The sequence below is a fragment of the Stenotrophomonas sp. DDT-1 genome (assembly GCF_001580555.1).
GTDB lineage: Bacteria > Pseudomonadota > Gammaproteobacteria > Xanthomonadales > Xanthomonadaceae > Stenotrophomonas > Stenotrophomonas sepilia.
In genome coordinates, this window is sequence record NZ_LEKR01000066.1 from 1 (window position 1) to 15574 (window position 15574).

The 15574-nt window shown below is 66.7% G+C and carries 13 protein-coding genes and 3 tRNA genes; 7 read left to right on the forward strand and 9 right to left on the reverse strand.

The genetic code is table 11. The features are described from left to right. From AB839_RS19930 to rnr, 3 genes are all read right to left on the reverse strand, one after another. Positions 1 to 517 (reverse strand): TrmH family RNA methyltransferase (locus AB839_RS19930; RefSeq protein WP_061480657.1); only part of this gene is annotated, 517 nt, incomplete at its 3' end. Positions 518 to 611: 94 nt separating this feature from the next. Next, positions 612 to 1094, reverse strand: coding sequence for a GFA family protein (locus AB839_RS19935; protein WP_061480658.1), 483 nt, complete (start codon positions 1092 to 1094; stop codon positions 612 to 614). A 94-nt stretch (positions 1095 to 1188) separates the two neighbouring features. Beyond that, entirely contained in the window at positions 1189 to 3654 is a 2466-nt protein-coding gene (rnr, locus tag AB839_RS19940) for a ribonuclease R (protein ID WP_061480659.1), read from the reverse strand. 128 nt (positions 3655 to 3782) lie between these two features. On the opposite strand from rnr, the gene AB839_RS19945 reads away from it, so the two are divergent. Together AB839_RS19945 and AB839_RS19950 are read left to right on the forward strand one after the other, a co-directional pair. Further along, positions 3783 to 3867: transfer RNA gene (locus AB839_RS19945), tRNA-Leu, on the forward strand. A gap of 161 nt (positions 3868 to 4028) precedes the next feature. After that, positions 4029 to 4113: transfer RNA gene (locus AB839_RS19950), tRNA-Leu, on the forward strand. A 56-nt stretch (positions 4114 to 4169) separates the two neighbouring features. Here the strand turns inward: AB839_RS19950 and AB839_RS19955 are convergent. Beyond that, positions 4170 to 4916 carry a sulfite exporter TauE/SafE family protein gene (locus tag AB839_RS19955; protein WP_061480660.1) on the reverse strand — a complete coding sequence of 249 codons (747 nt, stop codon included), beginning with the start codon at positions 4914 to 4916 and terminating at the stop codon, positions 4170 to 4172. 99 nt (positions 4917 to 5015) lie between these two features. Here AB839_RS19955 and AB839_RS19960 point away from each other — a divergent pair, with 99 nt between their 5' ends. Both AB839_RS19960 and AB839_RS19965 read left to right on the forward strand, forming a co-directional pair. Then, on the forward strand, positions 5016 to 5915 hold the full coding sequence (locus AB839_RS19960; protein WP_061480661.1) for a LysR family transcriptional regulator: 900 nt from the start codon (positions 5016 to 5018) through the stop codon (positions 5913 to 5915). Between the two features lie 50 nt (positions 5916 to 5965). Further along, positions 5966 to 6050 (forward strand) — tRNA-Leu (locus AB839_RS19965). A 157-nt stretch (positions 6051 to 6207) separates the two neighbouring features. Here the strand turns inward: AB839_RS19965 and emrB are convergent. The 4 genes from emrB to emrR are packed head-to-tail and all read right to left on the reverse strand — an operon-like array spanning position 6208 to position 10931. Next, positions 6208 to 7797, reverse strand: coding sequence for a multidrug efflux MFS transporter permease subunit EmrB (emrB, locus tag AB839_RS19970; RefSeq protein WP_061480662.1), 1590 nt, complete (start codon positions 7795 to 7797; stop codon positions 6208 to 6210). A gap of 7 nt (positions 7798 to 7804) precedes the next feature. Further along, positions 7805 to 8986 carry a multidrug efflux MFS transporter periplasmic adaptor subunit EmrA gene (emrA, locus tag AB839_RS19975; protein WP_061480663.1) on the reverse strand — a complete coding sequence of 394 codons (1182 nt, stop codon included), beginning with the start codon at positions 8984 to 8986 and terminating at the stop codon, positions 7805 to 7807. An 11-nt stretch (positions 8987 to 8997) separates the two neighbouring features. Then, positions 8998 to 10491 (reverse strand): multidrug efflux transporter outer membrane subunit EmrC, encoded by a 1494-nt coding sequence (emrC, locus tag AB839_RS19980; protein WP_061480664.1) that lies wholly within the window; start codon positions 10489 to 10491, stop codon positions 8998 to 9000. After that, positions 10488 to 10931, reverse strand: coding sequence for a multidrug efflux system transcriptional regulator EmrR (gene emrR / locus AB839_RS19985; protein WP_005415875.1), 444 nt, complete (start codon positions 10929 to 10931; stop codon positions 10488 to 10490). Before emrR ends, emrC begins: the two co-directional genes overlap by 4 nt. Positions 10932 to 11103: 172 nt before the next feature. Here emrR and AB839_RS19990 point away from each other — a divergent pair, with 172 nt between their 5' ends. Both AB839_RS19990 and parC read left to right on the forward strand, forming a co-directional pair. After that, positions 11104 to 11985 carry a helix-turn-helix transcriptional regulator gene (locus AB839_RS19990; RefSeq protein WP_181357922.1) on the forward strand — a complete coding sequence of 294 codons (882 nt, stop codon included), beginning with the start codon at positions 11104 to 11106 and terminating at the stop codon, positions 11983 to 11985. A gap of 59 nt (positions 11986 to 12044) precedes the next feature. Continuing rightward, the gene (parC, locus tag AB839_RS19995; RefSeq protein ID WP_061480666.1) at positions 12045 to 14288 is read left to right on the forward strand and encodes a DNA topoisomerase IV subunit A; all 2244 of its coding nucleotides are present in this window, start codon (positions 12045 to 12047) and stop codon (positions 14286 to 14288) included. Between the two features lie 421 nt (positions 14289 to 14709). On the opposite strand, the gene bfr is transcribed toward parC, so the two are convergent. Then, the gene (gene bfr, locus AB839_RS20000; RefSeq protein WP_005415872.1) at positions 14710 to 15198 is read right to left on the reverse strand and encodes a bacterioferritin; all 489 of its coding nucleotides are present in this window, start codon (positions 15196 to 15198) and stop codon (positions 14710 to 14712) included. A 123-nt stretch (positions 15199 to 15321) separates the two neighbouring features. Here bfr and AB839_RS20005 point away from each other — a divergent pair. Further along, positions 15322 to 15574, forward strand: a 253-nt coding sequence (locus tag AB839_RS20005) for a penicillin acylase family protein (protein ID WP_197467698.1), incomplete at its 3' end; no start/stop codon positions are given.

Below are 15574 nucleotides of genomic sequence, written 5' to 3' on the forward strand. Positions count from 1 at the left end.
CGCCCTGCTTCTGCAGGTCCTTCAGGCAGCGCGACAGGTTGGTTACCGCCACCACCGGGATGAGGTCGGCGGCGCCGGCCGAGGTCTTGCGCACGGTGGCGTTGACCGTGGCCGACTTGTCCTTGGGGATGATCACTGCAGTCGCACCGGCCGCAGCGGCCGAGCGCAGGCAGGCGCCCAGGTTGTGCGGGTCCTGCACCTCGTCCAGCACCAGCAGCAGCGCCTTGCCCTCGGCCGCAGTGACCAGGCCTTCCAGCTCGTTCTCGCTGTAGGTGCGGGCGGCGGCATAGCGCGCGGCCACGCCCTGGTGGCGCACCGAGCCGCCCACACCGTCCAGCGCCTGGCTGTTCACCTTGCGCACGTCGATGCCCTTGCGGCGGGCGTTTTCCTCGATCTCGGTCAGGCGCGGGTTCTTCGCTCCGGCCTCGACCAGCACTTCGCGGACGTTCTCGGCGTCGTTCTCGATGGAGGAGGCGACGGCGTTGACGCCGACGATCCACTGGCTGTTCTTGCTCATGCGGGCGGGGACCGGAAAGGGGGTGGCTATGGTAGAGCATCGGCGGCGGCCGCGCTTCAAGGCAGCCGAGCATGGGCTCGGCTCTACACAAACCTCACCGGCTGCGCGGTGGCCAGTGCGGCGTGTCGTGGTCGGGGTGCTGGTGGGACACGATCGTGGCCAGGAAGTCCAGGGCCGCGATGTCCTGCTCGGTACGCCGTACCGGCAGTCTGGCCAGGCTGTCGACGAAGGGCAGCTTGCGTTCGACCCCGTACTGGATCGTCGGTGGCAGGCGTTCGGGTTCGTCGAACGCGCCGGCAGCCACCGCCACGCCATCGGGCGCTTCGTAGGTCAATGGCGTGCCGCAGTCGGCGCAGAAGCCACGTCGCACCACGTTGGACGACTGGAAATAGCGCGGCTGGCCGCGGGTCCAGCTGAACTGCACACCGCGTACCGACACCAGCGGCGCGTAGTAGGCGCCGAAGGCCTTCTGGCACATGCGGCAGTGGCAGATCGAGCTGTCGGTCAGCGCGCCACGCACGTGGAAGCGGATCGCGCCGCACTGGCAGCCGCCGCTGTATTCGGGTTGGCCTTGCATGCGATGTCTCCTGGTGGTGCCGGCCGCTGGCCGGCAACCCGTCGGTGCCGAGGGTGCCATGGATGCCGGCCAGCGGCCGGCACTACCACGGTCATCAATATTTCTCTTTCTTCCGCTTGGCCGGCTTGCCCCGCTCAGGCAGCGGCGGCAGGCCATCGCCCTCGTCCTCACCCTTGTGTTCCACCAGGCGGAAGTCGATCTTGCGTTCTTCCATGCTGGCCTTCAGCACCAGGATGCGCACGCGGTCACCCAGCCGGTAGCTGCCGCCGCGGCGCTCGCCGGTCAGCGTCTTGCGGGTCGCGTCGAACTTGTAATAGTCCTGCGGCAGCTGGGTCACGTGGACCAGACCCTGTACCTTCGACTCGTCCAGCTCGACGAACAGGCCGAAGCTGGTCACGCCGCTGATCACGCCGTCGAACTGGCCGCCCACGTGCTTTTCCATCCACGCCGCGCGGTAACGCTCGTCGACCTCGCGCTCGGCCTCGTCGGCACGGCGCTCACGCTCGGAACACTGCAGCGCCAGCGCGGCCATCTCGCGGGCGTTGTAGGTGAACTTGTCCAGCGGCTTGCCGGACAGCGCATGCTTGATCGCGCGGTGCACCAGCAGGTCGGGATAGCGACGGATCGGCGAGGTGAAGTGCGCGTAGGCCTCCAGCGCCAGGCCGAAGTGGCCGTGGTTCTCCGGGCTGTAGATCGCCAGGCTCTGGCTGCGCAGCAACACCGACTCCAGCAGCGTCGCATCGGGGCGGTCGCGGATCTTCTTCAGCAGCTTGGTGTAGTCACCCGGGCGCACCTTCGACCACGGCGGCAGGCTCAGCTTGAACTCCTTGAGGAATTCCAGCAGGTCGGCGTACTTGGTTTCCGGCGGCTTCTCGTGGATGCGGTACGGGGCCGGCACATGGCGCGACAGCAGGTACTTCGCCGCCTCCACATTGGCCGCGATCATGCATTCCTCGATCAGCTTGTGCGCGTCGTTGCGCACCAGCATGCCGGCCTGGGTGACTTCACCACGGTTGTCCAGCACGAAGCGTACCTCGCTGCTTTCGAACTCGATGGCACCGCGCTTGGCACGTGCCTTTGACAGCACCTTGTACAGCTGGTGCAGGCGCTGCACCTGCGGCAGCAGGTTACCCATCCAGGCCTTGGTATCGGCATCGTCCTCGCCCACCGCCTTCCACACCTGGGTGTAGGTCAGGCGCGCGTGCGAATTCATCACGGCCTCGTAGAAGCGCGAATGCGTGACCAGGCCATCGCGGTCGATCTGCATGTCGCAGACGAAGCACATGCGGTCGACCTTGGGCATCAGTGAGCAGATGCCGTTGGACAGGGTCTCCGGCAGCATCGGCACCACGAAGCCGGGGAAGTAGACCGAAGTCGCACGCTTCTGCGCTTCCTCGTCCAGCGGCGTGCCGGGGCGGACGTAGTTCGAAACATCGGCAATGGCCACCACCAGGCGGAAGCCATCGGCATTCGGCTCGCAGTACACCGCGTCGTCGAAGTCCTTGGCATCCTCGCCATCGATGGTAACCAGCGGCGTGCTGCGCAGATCGACGCGGTCACCGATCATTGCCGGTTCGACCACCAGCGGCACCGAGGCCGCTTCATCCAGCACCTCCTGCGGGAACTCGAACGGCAGCTCGTGACCGTGGATGGCGGTCTCCACCACCAGCGATGCGGTCAGCTTGTCGCCGAGCACGGCGATGATGCGGCCGATCGGCGGACGGCGGCTGTCCGGGGCCTGGGTCAGTTCGCAGACCACCAGCTGGCCATCACGCGCGCCCCCGGTCTGGTCCGGCGGTACCTGCACGTTGCGCTGCACGCGCTTGTCATCGGGTACCACGTAATTGATCCCCATCTCGACGCTGAAGCGGCCGATCAGGCGGGTCATGCCGCGCTCCAGCACGCGGGCGATGCTGCCTTCGCGGCGGCCACGGTGGTCGATGCCGGTCACGCGGGCCAGCACCTTGTCACCGTGCATGACCTTGCGCATTTCATACGGCGGCAGGAACAGGTCGTCGCCGCCCTCGACCGGACGCAGGAAACCGAATCCTTCCGGGTTGGCGATCACCACGCCGGTGACCAGGTTCAGGGTCTGGATCGGGGCGAAGCCGCCTCGGCGGTTCTGCACCAGCTGGCCATCGCGGACCATGGCGCCGAGCCGGCGCGACAGTGCTTCGGCACGGTCCGGGGCGGTCAGGCCCAGGCGTGCGCCCAGTTCCTCGGCGGTCTGCGGCCCTTCGCAACGCTCCAGCAGGGCCAGGATGGCCTCGCGGCTGGCGATGGGCTGTTCGTATTTCTCGGCTTCGCGGGCGGCATAGGGATCGTCGATCACTTTGCCGGTCGGCGGCAGCTTGCGGCCCGGGGCCGGGCCGGGTGCTGCCGCATCAGCGGTGCGGACCTTGCGGCCGCGTGGCGGCGCACCGCCTTCATTCAATTCGGGGAACCAGCCTGGCAGCGGCTTGCCCGGCTTGGTGGTGCGGGCTGCGCCCGCCTTCGGGCCCTTCTTCGGGGCTTGGCTGCGGGACTTGCTCCCGCCCTTGCTTGGTTTTTTGGTAGTCATCGCCCTACATGGTAGCCGTTGATGGCGTGCAGAACGGGTCAGCGCCCGCCCTGGAGGCGTTGGATGAAATAATTTCAGGAAGTCGTTGACAGCTCCCGGATTCATCTTCACAATTGCGCCTCTGGAACGCCCAGGTGGCGGAATTGGTAGACGCACTAGTTTCAGGTACTAGCGGGTAAAACCGTGGAGGTTCGAGTCCTCTCCTGGGCACCAACGAAAGAACTCCTCGCTTCGGCGGGGATTTTTTTTGCCTGCGATCCGGCGCTCTGGCCCTGGGGTCAGAGCCCCTTTCGCAAGCGAAACGGGATCCGACCCCGGCGCTGCAAAAGGTGTTGACACCCCCATAACGACACCCCATAATCTCGCTCCTCGACGCCCAGGTGGCGGAATTGGTAGACGCACTAGTTTCAGGTACTAGCGGGTAAAACCGTGGAGGTTCGAGTCCTCTCCTGGGCACCACGTCGAGAATGAGAAAGACCCGCGAAAGCGGGTTTTTTCATGCCGGGAATTTGGCATCAGAACAATGGCCGCAGCACCAGCTCCAGGCCGAGCAGCAGCAGGAAGCCAAGGAAGCACGCCCGAAACACCCGTGCGCTGATGCGCTGCCGGATCACCTGCCCCAACCACATGCCCAGCAGCGCCGGCAGCACCGCCAGCGCACTCAGCCCCAGCTGCTGGATGCCGAACGCACCGTGCAGCACCAGGCCGGTGGTCAGCGAAATCGTCGACACGGTGAAGGCCAGCCCGAGCGCCTGCACCAACTCTTCGCGCTGCAACCCCAGTGATTGCAGGTACGGCACCGCCGGCATCACGAACACGCCGGTGGCGCCGGTCACTACGCCGGACAGCGCGCCCACCAGCGGCCCCAGCCAGCGCTCGCGCCGCTGCGGCACGCGGAACACCGGCGCAAGCAACGCATAGGCGGCATAGACCATCAGGGCCACGCCCAGCGCAACGCGCGACCCGCTGCGATCGACCCGTACCAGCAACGCTGCCGAACCCAGCGTCACCACCACCACGGCCAGCATCATCGGCCACAGGCGCCGCACGATGTGGCCCAGTGACGGCCCGGACAGCAGCTGCCACGCATTGGTGACGAAGGTCGGGATGAACAGCATCGACGCCGCCGCCACCGGCGACAGCGCGCCACCGAGCAGGCCCATCGCCACCGTCGGCAGCCCCATGCCCGTCACGCCCTTGACCACGCCGGCCAGCACGAACACCACCACCAGCAACCCATAGAAGTACATCGATTCATTCATGCCTTCATTGGATCGGGCCGTCGCCCGGCGCACAATGCGGTCTTCCCGGCCCACCCTTCGGCTGACCCGAAGGCTCGGGCGTTGCGACGAGGGCATCACATGCGGATGGACATTGCCGACCTGCGGCTGTTCCTGGCGATTGCCGAGGCGGGCAGCATCACGGCCGGCGCAACGCAGGCGAACCTGGCCCTGGGTTCGGCCAGCGAGCGCCTGCGCACGATCGAAGCCGATGCCGGCACCCTGCTGTTGAACCGGCATCCACGTGGCGTCAGCCTGACTGAAGCCGGCGCCGCCCTCGCCCACCATGCACGCCTGATCCTGCAACAGCAGGCGCAGCTGCGCGGCGAACTGCAGGCATTCGCGCAGGGGGCGCGCGGCACCCTGCATCTGTATGCCAACACCGCAGCACTGACCAACTACCTGCCCCCGCGGCTCGCACCGTGGCTGGCGGAACGACCCCGCCTGCACGTCGAACTGCTGGAACGCACCAGCCCCGAAGTCGTGCGTGCAATCAGCGCTGGCCAGGCCGAGGCCGGCATCATCAGTGATGCGGTTGACGCCACCGGCCTGCAGCAGCATGTGGTGGCCGAAGATCCGCTGGTGATGCTGCTGCCTGCCGATCACCGGTTTGCATCACTGCGCAGCGTGACCTTCGCCGATGCCGCCGGCGAGACCTTCGTTGCCCTCGCCGATGGCAATGCGCTTCAGATCTACATCGAAGACCAGGCCCGCGACATCGGGCGCCGCCTCGATGTGCGCATCCGCATGAAGACCTTCGAGGGTGTCTGCATCATGGTCGGCCACGGCATCGGTGTCGGCATCGTGCCGCGGAGCATCGCGCGCCAGCATCGACGCAGTACGCATACCGTTGCGGTGCCGCTTGCCGATGCGTGGGCACAGCGCCGCCTGTGCGCCTGTTTCGCCGGGTGGGCGCAGCTGTCACCGGCGATGCGCAGCCTGCTGCACCATCTGGGCGTGCAACCGCAGAAAAAAGTGTGAAATGTTGTTGACACACTCTCTGCCGTGCCGCACAATTCTTCTCCTGAGTCGCCCAGGTGGCGGAATTGGTAGACGCACTAGTTTCAGGTACTAGCGGGTAAAACCGTGGAGGTTCGAGTCCTCTCCTGGGCACCACGACTCAAGATGATCAAACCCGCGAAAGCGGGTTTTTTCGTTTCCGGGATTCGGGAACCCGCACGACCCCAGGATCCATCCACGCATGGCGTGGATCTACCAAAAGAAAAACCCCGCCTTGCGGCGGGGTTTTCTGCGTTTCAACGCCAATGGTCGATCAATGCCCACCGCCCGCGGACGCCGCACCCGCGCGTGCGCCGAACGGCGGCTTGGCCAGCCACAGGAAGGTGATGATCGCCAGGAAGATCCAGCCCAGCAGGAAGAAGATGTCGTTGAAACCCATCTGCGATGCCTGGTGGTTGATCATGTTGTTGAGCACCGCGGCGCCATGTTGCAGGTCGCCCTGCCCCATTGCCGTGACCTGCTCATGCATGCCCGGCTGATAGGCCGAGATGTGCTCGGTCAGGTCGGCATGGTGCACCTGGGTACGCCGCGCCCACAGCCACGTCGTCAGCGAGGCCGCGAAGCTGCCGCCCAGCGTGCGCAGGAACGTCGCCAGGCCGGAGCCCGCCGCGATCTCGCGCCCATCCAGGTCCGACAGCAGGATCTGCAGCACCGGCATGAAGAACAGCGCCACGCCAATGCCCATGATCAGCTGCACGCCGGCCACGTGCATGTAGTCCACCTGCAGGTTGAAGTTCGAGCGCAGGAAGCTGGTCATCGACAGCACGATGAAGGCCACGGTGGCCAGCATCCGCATGTCGAAGCGCGACGCATACTTGCCCACGAACGGCGTCATGATCACCGGCAGGATGCCGATCGGCGCAGTCGCCAGGCCTGCCCAGATCGCGGTGTAGCCCATGTCACGCTGCAGCCACTGCGGAATCAGCAGCGCCACGCTGAAGAACGCCGCATAGGCCACCACCATCGCCAGCGTGCCGGCACGGAAGTTGCGGTGCCGGAACAGCTTCAGGTCGACGATCGGATCCTTGTCGGTCAGTTCCCAGATCAGGAACACCGTCAGCGTGACCACCGCCACGCAGGCCAGCACCACGATCTTCATCGACGAGAACCAGTCCTCGTCGTTGCCCAGGTCGAGCACCAGCTGCAGCGCGCCGACACCAATCACCAGCGTGATCAGGCCGACGTAGTCCATCTTCGGCTTCTCGATCTGCTCCGGGCGTCCCTTCAGCTGGTTGCCCACCACCAGCGCGGCGAAGATGCCCAGTGGCACGTTGATCAGGAAGATCCATTCCCAGCTGTAGTTGTCGGTGATCCAGCCACCGAGGATCGGGCCGCAGATCGGCGCCACCACCGTGATCATCGCCAGCAGTGCCAATGCCTGCCCGCGCTTCTCACGTGGATAGATCGAGACCAGCAGCGACTGCGTGATCGGGTACATCGGGCCGGCCACGAAGCCCTGCAGCGCACGCGACACCACCAGCATGCCCATGCTCTGCGCAAGGCCGCACAACAGCGAGGTGATGACGAAGGCGAGGGTCGCCCAGACGAACAGTTTGCGTTCGCCGAAACGGCGGCTGAGCCAGCCGGTCAGCGGCAGCGCGATGGCCGTGCTGACCGCAAACGAGGTGATGACCCAGGTCGCCTGCTGCGAACTGGCGCCGAGGTTGCCGGCGATGGTCGGCAGCGAGACGTTGGCGATGGTGGTGTCGAGCACCTGCATGAACGACGCCATCGCCAGGCCTACGGTGCACAGGGCGACGCTGGGCGGCAGGAACCCGGAGGCCGCAGCCGGCGCCGCCGGTGCGCCCGGAGCGCCGGGCGCGGCTGGAGCTTGTGCGGACATGGCGACCTCAGCCCACCTTCGCCTGCTGCTGCGGCAGGTTGCCTTGGATGATCGTGTGGATCACCTCGTCGGCATCATGCAGCTGCTTGGCATACACGTCGGTGTCGAACACCGTGCCCTTGGCCGGGGTGCTCGGCAGCACTTCGCCCTTCTGGTCGCGCAGGCTCACTTCGGCCTTCATCGACAGGCCGATGCGCAGCGGGTGCTCCGCCAGCTGCTTGGCATCGATGGCGATGCGCACCGGTACGCGCTGCACGATCTTGATCCAGTTGCCGCTGGCGTTCTGTGCCGGCAGCAGCGAGAACGCCGAGCCGGTGCCCAGGCCCAGGCTCTGGATGCGCCCCTTGTACTTCACGTCGCCGGCGTACAGGTCCGACTTCAGCTCCACTTCCTGGCCCAGGCGCATGTGGCGCAGCTGGGTTTCCTTGAAGTTGGCCTCGACCCACATCTGCTCGGTCGGCACCACGGCCATCAGGGCATTGCCCGGCTGCACGCGCTGGCCGACCTGCACCGAACGACGGGCGACGTAGCCGGAGACCGGTGCAACGATGCCGGCGCGGGCGTTGTTGAGGAAGGCCTGGCGCAGCTGCGCAGCGGCGGCCTGCACGTCCGGCTGGGTGGCGATCACGGTGTCGTCGACCAGCGCGCGGTTGCGCTCGACGGTCTCGCGCGAACCGGCCACGGCCGCTTCGGCCGCGGCCAGCTCGTCGCGGGCGTGGGCCAGTTCTTCGTTGGAGATGGCGCCGGTGGCGGCCAGGTCCTTGCGGCGGGCGTAGTCTTCGCGCACGCGCTTCAGGGTCACCTGGCGGGCGTTCAGGTCCGCCTGCGCGCCTTCCACGCTGCGGTACAGGCCGCGGGTCTGGCGCACGGTCTTGGCCAGGTTGGCTTCGGCCTGCTGCAGCGCCACTGCGGTGTCGGACGGGTCCAGCTGCACCAGCAGCTGGCCGCGCTCCACGCGCATGCCGTCATCGGCATTGATGGCGACCACGGTGCCGGCCACCAGCGGGGTGATCTGCACCTGGTTGCCCTGCACGTAGGCATCGTCGGTCTCTTCGAACCAACGGCCGAACATGAAGTACCACAGCGCCAAAGCGGCAAGCAGCAGCACGACGATCACGAACAGGCCGCGCAGCAGGTGGCCGCGGCGGTTGGGGGCGGCCGGGGCCGCGGTGTCTTGGGTCTGGCTCATGGCGGAGGTCTTCAGGAATGCGAGGAATCGGAATGGGAGGCGATCGGTGCGCGGTCGGCGTCAGTGGGCTGGAAACCACCGCCCAGCGCCTTGCTCAGGCGCACTGAGGACTGCACCTGCTGCGACTGCAGGCCGGCCAGCTGCTGCTGCGACTGCAGCAGGGTGGACTGCGCGGTCAGCACGTCCAGGTAGCTGCCGATGCCGGCGCGGTAGCGCTGCTGGGCCAGGTCGAAGGCAGCGCGTGCGGTGTCCACCGCCTGCTGCTGCGACTGCGCCTGCTGTGCCAGCGAGCGCACCGCGTTGACCTGGTCGGCGACGTCCCGCAGTGCGTCGAGCACGGTCTGGTTGTAGTTGGCCACCGCCAGGTCGTACTGCGCATCGGTATTGGCCAGGTTGGCGCGCAGCTTGCCGCCCTCGAAGATCGGCAGGCTCAGCGCAGGGCCGATATAGGCGAAGGTGGAACTGCTCTTCAGCAGGTCGCCCACATTCGGGGCGACCACGCCGGCCAGCGCGGTCAGGTTGAAGCTCGGGTAGAACTTGGTCTTGGCAACCTTGATCTGCTTGTCGGCCGCTTCCACGCGCCAGCGTGCGGCGACGATGTCGGGGCGGCGGCCAAGCAGCTCGCTGGGCAGCACGCCCGGCAGCTGCAGTGCCACCGGATTCAGCGGCCGCGGGCGCTGGATCGACAGGCCACGGTCCGGGCCCTTGCCGACCAGCGCGGCCAGCGCGGTGCGGGCGGCGTCGATACGCTGCTGGGCGGCCTGCACCTGCTGCTGCGCGGCCGGCACACGGGCCTCGGCCTGGCGCACCTGCAGATCACTGTCGATGCCGGCGCTGCGGCGCTGGCGGGTCAGTTCAAGTGACTTCTGCGAACGGCTCAGCTCTTCCTCGGCTACGTCGTTGAGCTGCCACGCGTAGGCCAGGTCGGCATAGGCCTGGGTGATGCCAGTGGACAGGTTCAGGCGCGCGGCCTGCGCTTCAACGGTGGCGGCGTGGGCACCGTCCACGGCGGCTTCCCAGGCGGCGCGCTTGCCGCCCCACAGGTCAACGCCGTAGCTGAAGTCGAAGGCGACCTGGCTGCTGCCGCCGTAACGGCCACCCATTTCGCTGCCGACCATCGATTCGGGCAGGCGCAGGCCGGTGTAGCCACCGGACACCGACAGGCTCGGCAGTTCGTCGGCACGTGCGGTGCCGACCTGGGCCTGGGCCTGGCGCAGGCGGGCATCGGCGGCGTCAAGGCTCGGGTGGCCGGCCAGGCCCTCGGCGACCAGCGCGTCCAGCTGCGCATCACCCAGTGCCTTCCACCAGTCCTGCGCCGGGAAGCCAGTGGCGCTCAGGTCGGTGTCGGCCAGGGTGCGTTCGCTGTGCAGGCTGTCCACGTCAAGCACGTGGCCCTGCGGGTTGAGGCCACGACTGCTGGCACAGGCGGCCAGGGCCAGGGCCAGCGCTGACACCAGCAGCGCGCGCCCGGACCGGCGGAAAGTGGAATGCGGGCTCGGGTTCATGGGGTCGTCAGTGAATCGCGGATTCGGGTAAGGAGGGACAGCAGCAGCGTGCGCTCGTCGGCGGAAAGATCACGCAGGGCGTAATCCATCACCGCGTCGCCACGCAGCTTCAAGCGCGCCCACAGCGCGCGGCCTTCGTCGGTCAGCACGATCTGCAATGCCCGCCGGTCCTGCGCATGCGGTTCGCGGCGGACGCAGCCCAGCGCTTCGAGCTTGTCCAGCAGCCGGGTCACCGCGCTGGGCACCTGATCGATTGCCTGGGCCAGTTCGTTGGCGGTGCACGGCGCCATGTTCGAAAGCACCTTCAACCCGATGTAGTGGGTGAAGCCGATGCCCAGATCTTCTTCAGCCATGGACGCGTCGAGTTGGCGGACCAGGCCGTCGCGCACCTGGCGCAGCAGCAGGCCGAAGCTGGGGGGAGTGGTTGCAGGACAGATCATGGGGGAGCATTCTCTTCCAAAAAAAATATTTCTCAATGGAAATATTCGATCTGGCATCGAATGCTGTGTTGCAGCAGTGGGCTGGATCAGTGAAGGCGCCTACCTTAATGACCTGGTCAGGTGGCCCGCTAGTACAATTCAGCCAATGGATGACACATTTCAGCCAGCAGACATGATGAACAAGGCAGAAATCCCTACCCCCAAACGCCTGCTCAGGGACGAAGCACTGGACTGGTTCGAGCGCAACGACGGTCCCCCGGTGGTTGGTTTCCGCTTCGACAGCCCGCAAGGGCTGGTCCGTGAAGTGGATTGGCATCATCACCAGCGCGCGCAGCTGATCTGCGTCGAGCGCGGCCTGCTGACCACCCGTACCTCGCACGGCACCTGGTCGCTGGCGCCGGGCTCGGCCGGCTGGATGCCGCCGCTGGAGCCGCACACGGTCACCCTCGACGGACCCCTGCGTGGCTGGGGCATGGCGCTGGCAGCTCCGGTCTGTGCCACCCTGCCCTCCGATCCCTGCGTGCTGGGCCTGTCCAAGCTGGCGCAGGCGCTCGCCGACCGCATCTGTGACTGGCCACCGGGCTACGACACCACCTCCGAACGCCAGCACATCATCGAGGTGCTGGTGGACGAGATCCGCACAGCGCCACGCCAGCGCATGCACCTGCCGATGCCGCATGACCGGCGCCTGCTGAAGATCGCCTCGCAGCTGCTGGCCGACCCGTCCGACGAACGCAGCCTGGCCGAATGGGCGCACTGGGCCGGCCTGTCACCGCGCAGCCTGACCCGCCACTTCCGCGACGAGACCACGCTCAGCTTCGCCCAGTGGCGGCAGCAGGCCCGGCTCTCCGAAGCCCTGCGCCAGTTGACCGATGGCCGCAGCGTCGCCGACATCGCCCACGCACTGGGCTTCAGCAGCGCCAGCGCCTTCGTCACCGTGTTCCGCCGCCACTTCGGGCTGCCACCGGGGCGCTACCTGGCGCGGGCCGGCCACGGCCTGGAAACCGGGCTGGACCCTGCGCGCGGCTTGGCATCCCCCGCCGCATCCGGATAATCACAGGATTGCGAGCGGCGACCACCGTCGCCGCCTCCCGACATAGGTAACAACGCCGCATGACCGAACTTGCCCGCCCCGTGTTCCACGGATTCGAACAACTGCCGCTGCGCGAGTACGCCGAACGCGCCTACCTCGACTACTCGATGTACGTGGTCCTGGACCGTGCCCTGCCGTTCATCGGCGACGGCCTGAAGCCGGTGCAGCGCCGCATCATCTATTCGATGAGCGAGCTGGGCCTGAATGCCGCGTCCAAGCCGAAGAAGTCCGCACGCACCGTCGGTGACGTCATCGGTAAGTACCACCCGCACGGCGACAGCGCGTGCTACGAGGCGCTGGTGCTGATGGCGCAGCCGTTCTCGTACCGCTACCCGCTGATCGAGGGCCAGGGCAACTTCGGCTCCAGTGACGACCCGAAGTCGTTCGCGGCGATGCGTTACACCGAATCCAAGCTGACCCCGATCGCCGAAGTGCTGCTGGGCGAACTGGGCCAGGGCACCACCGACTGGGCACCGAACTTCGACGGCACCCTGCAGGAGCCTACCTGGATGCCGGCGCGGCTGCCGCACCTGCTGCTCAACGGCACCACCGGCATCGCCGTGGGCATGGCCACCGACGTGCCGCCGCACAATCTCAACGAGATCGTCAGCGCGCTGCTGCACCTGCTGGACAACCCCGACGCCAGCGTGCGCGACCTGTGCGAACACGTGCAGGGCCCGGACTACCCGTCCAGCGCCGAGATCATCACCGCGGCCAATGACCTGCGCAACATCTACGAGACCGGCAACGGCAGCGTGCGTGCACGCGCGACCTTCACCAGGGAAGCCAGCAACATCGTGATCACGGCGCTGCCGTTCCAGGTGTCGCCGTCGAAGGTGATCGAGCAGATCGCCGCACAGATGCGCGCCAAGAAGCTGCCGTGGCTGGAAGACATCCGCGATGAATCCGACCACGCCAACCCGGTGCGCGTGGTGCTGGTGCCGCGTTCGAACCGGGTCGACGCCGACCAGCTGATGGGCCACCTGTTCGCTACCACGGACCTGGAGCGCAGCTACCGCGTCAACCTCAACGTGATCGGGCTGGACGGCCGTCCTCAGGTGAAGAACCTGAAGATGCTGCTCAGCGAATGGCTGACCTTCCGCAGCAACACCGTCACCCGCCGCCTGCAGCACCGCCTGCAGAAGGTCGAGCGCCGCCTGCACCTGCTGGAAGGCCTGCTGGTCGCCTTCCTCAACCTGGACGAGGTGATCCACATCATCCGTACCGAAGACGAGCCGAAGGCCGCGCTGATCGCGCGCTTCGGCCTGTCCGAGGAACAGGCCGAGTACATCCTGGAAACCAAGCTGAAGCAGCTGGCCCGCCTGGAGGAAATGAAAATCCGCGGCGAGCAGGATGAACTGGCCAAGGAGCGCGAGAAGATCCTCGGCATCCTCGACAGCAAGGCCAAGCTGAAGAAGCTGATCCGCGACGAACTGACCGCCGACGCCAGGAAGTTCGGCGACGCACGCCGTTCGCCGCTGGTGCAGCGTCAGGCGGCGCAGGCCATCGACGAGACCGAGCTGGTGCCGAGCGAGCCGATGACCGTGGTGCTGTCGGAGAAGGGCTGGATCCGTGCCGCCAAGGGCCACGACGTCGATGCATCTGCCCTGTCCTACCGTGAAGGCGACGGACTGCAGGGCGCGGTGCGCGCACGCAGCACCCAGCAGGTCGCGTTCCTCGACAGCGAGGGCCGCGCCTACTCGACGCCGGTGCACACCTTGCCCTCCGCGCGTGGCAATGGTGAACCGCTGACCGGCCGCTTCTCGCCGGCACCGGGCACCAGCTTCGTGACCCTGGCCAGCGCCGAGCCGGACACCCGCTTCGTGCTGGCCTCCAGCCACGGTTATGGCTTCGTCACCCGCTTCGAGAACCTGATCGGCCGCAACAAGGCCGGCAAGGCGATGCTGAACCTGTCGGCCGGTTCGTCGGTGCTGACCCCGTCGGCAGTGGCCAACGTCGCCACCGACCGCATCGTGGCAGTGACCAGCTCCGGCAACCTGCTGGCGATCGCCGCCAACGACCTGCCGGAACTGGACAAGGGCAAGGGCAACAAGATCATCGAGATCCCGAAGGCCAAGCTCGCCACCGAACGCGTGGTCGCCATCGTGGCGATCAGCCCGGGGCAGACCCTGCAGGTACGCGCCGGCCAGCGCACGATGGGGCTGAAGTTCAACGAGCTCGACGCCTACCTCGGCGCCCGCGCCACCCGCGGCCACCTGCTGCCGCGCGGCTGGCAGAAGGTGGAAGGGTTGTCGGTGGAGTGAAGGCCGGGGTCGGATCCCGTTCCAACGGAACGGGCTCTGACCCCGGACACCGCCCCTGGCAGGTGTCAACCTTGGTTGAGGTGGGTGTCAACCTTGGTTGACACGCATTACCCCGGTACACGCCAACCTCGGTTGGCGATTTCCATCCCAATGGGATCAGAGCCGTTTTCGTCGAAAACGGATCTGACCCCGGACACGAAAAAGCCGGGGCATTCCCCGGCTTTTTCGTTGTCGGCTGGCGGGCGGTGGAGCGGCTGGCGGGCGAAGGCTGGCTGGCGGTGCTCCGGTGCTGGCGGGCGACAGAACTTTTGTAGAGTCGAGCCGGGCTCGACTCGGATCCAACAGCAGCCGAGCATGGCTCGGCTCTACATGAAGCGAGGCAGCCGAGCATTGGCTCGGCTCTACAAAAAGCGGTGCCGGCTCAGTGCGCCGGGGCGCCGCTGCCGTCGATCTTGCTCAGCTGGTACAGCTCCAGGCCGATGCGCTTGATCAGGCCCAGCTGCTGTTCCAGCCACCAGGCATGGTCTTCTTCGGTGTCCTTCAGCTGCGCCAGCAGGATGTCGCGGCTCACGTAGTCACCCTTCTCCTCGCACAGCTTCATGCCGGCGGCGAGATTGTTCCGAACGGCGTATTCAGTGTCGAGATCCTTCTGCAGCATCTCTTCGACGGTTTTGCCCGGCTCCGTGGCATGCGGGCGCATGTCCGGGTCGCCGCCCAGGAACAGGATCCGGCGCAGCAGCGCATCGGCGTGCTGGGTTTCCTCTTCCATCTCGTGGTTCAGGCGCTCGTACAGTGCGAACAGGCCCTGATCCTCGTAGCGGCGGGAATGGATGAAGTACTGGTCGCGGGCAGCGAGCTCGCCGCGCAGCAGTTCCTTCAGGCAGGCGATGACGTCCGGGTTGCCTTTCATGGGGGGCTCCTGTGAATCGATGCGGCATAGGGTGCCGCATTTCAGAATACGGTGATCTAATCGGAATCAGTCGCAGTTGCGCCTGCGGCTACAATCGGCCCACGAGTTCGGAAAGGACGTGCGATGCGACGTACATGGCGTTGGATGCTGGGCGTAGTGATCGCCATCGTGCTGATCACCGCACTGGTCCTGTGGCTGCTGCTGCGCGGCAGCCTGGCCGACCTGGACGGCGAGCATCCACTGCCGGGCCTGGCCAAGCCGGTCACCATCGAGCGCGATGCGCTGGGCGTGGTCACCATCACGGCCGGCAGCCAGACCGATGCGATGCGCGCGCTGGGCCGCGTGCATGCGCAGGAGCGCTATTTCGAGATGGACC

Excerpts from the sequence above, each read along its gene's own strand:
- AB839_RS19935 (WP_061480658.1), bottom strand. The coding sequence starts at position 1,094 with ATGCAAGGCCAACCCGAATACAGCGGCGGCTGCCAGTGCGGCGCGATC.
- rnr (WP_061480659.1), bottom strand. The coding sequence starts at position 3,654 with ATGACTACCAAAAAACCAAGCAAGGGCGGGAGCAAGTCCCGCAGCCAA.
- AB839_RS19955 (WP_061480660.1), bottom strand. The coding sequence starts at position 4,916 with ATGAATGAATCGATGTACTTCTATGGGTTGCTGGTGGTGGTGTTCGTG.
- AB839_RS19960 (WP_061480661.1), top strand. The coding sequence starts at position 5,016 with ATGCGGATGGACATTGCCGACCTGCGGCTGTTCCTGGCGATTGCCGAG.
- emrB (WP_061480662.1), bottom strand. The coding sequence starts at position 7,797 with ATGTCCGCACAAGCTCCAGCCGCGCCCGGCGCTCCGGGCGCACCGGCG.
- emrA (WP_061480663.1), bottom strand. The coding sequence starts at position 8,986 with ATGAGCCAGACCCAAGACACCGCGGCCCCGGCCGCCCCCAACCGCCGC.
- emrC (WP_061480664.1), bottom strand. The coding sequence starts at position 10,491 with ATGAACCCGAGCCCGCATTCCACTTTCCGCCGGTCCGGGCGCGCGCTG.
- emrR (WP_005415875.1), bottom strand. The coding sequence starts at position 10,931 with ATGATCTGTCCTGCAACCACTCCCCCCAGCTTCGGCCTGCTGCTGCGC.
- AB839_RS19990 (WP_181357922.1), top strand. The coding sequence starts at position 11,104 with ATGATGAACAAGGCAGAAATCCCTACCCCCAAACGCCTGCTCAGGGAC.
- parC (WP_061480666.1), top strand. The coding sequence starts at position 12,045 with ATGACCGAACTTGCCCGCCCCGTGTTCCACGGATTCGAACAACTGCCG.
- bfr (WP_005415872.1), bottom strand. The coding sequence starts at position 15,198 with ATGAAAGGCAACCCGGACGTCATCGCCTGCCTGAAGGAACTGCTGCGC.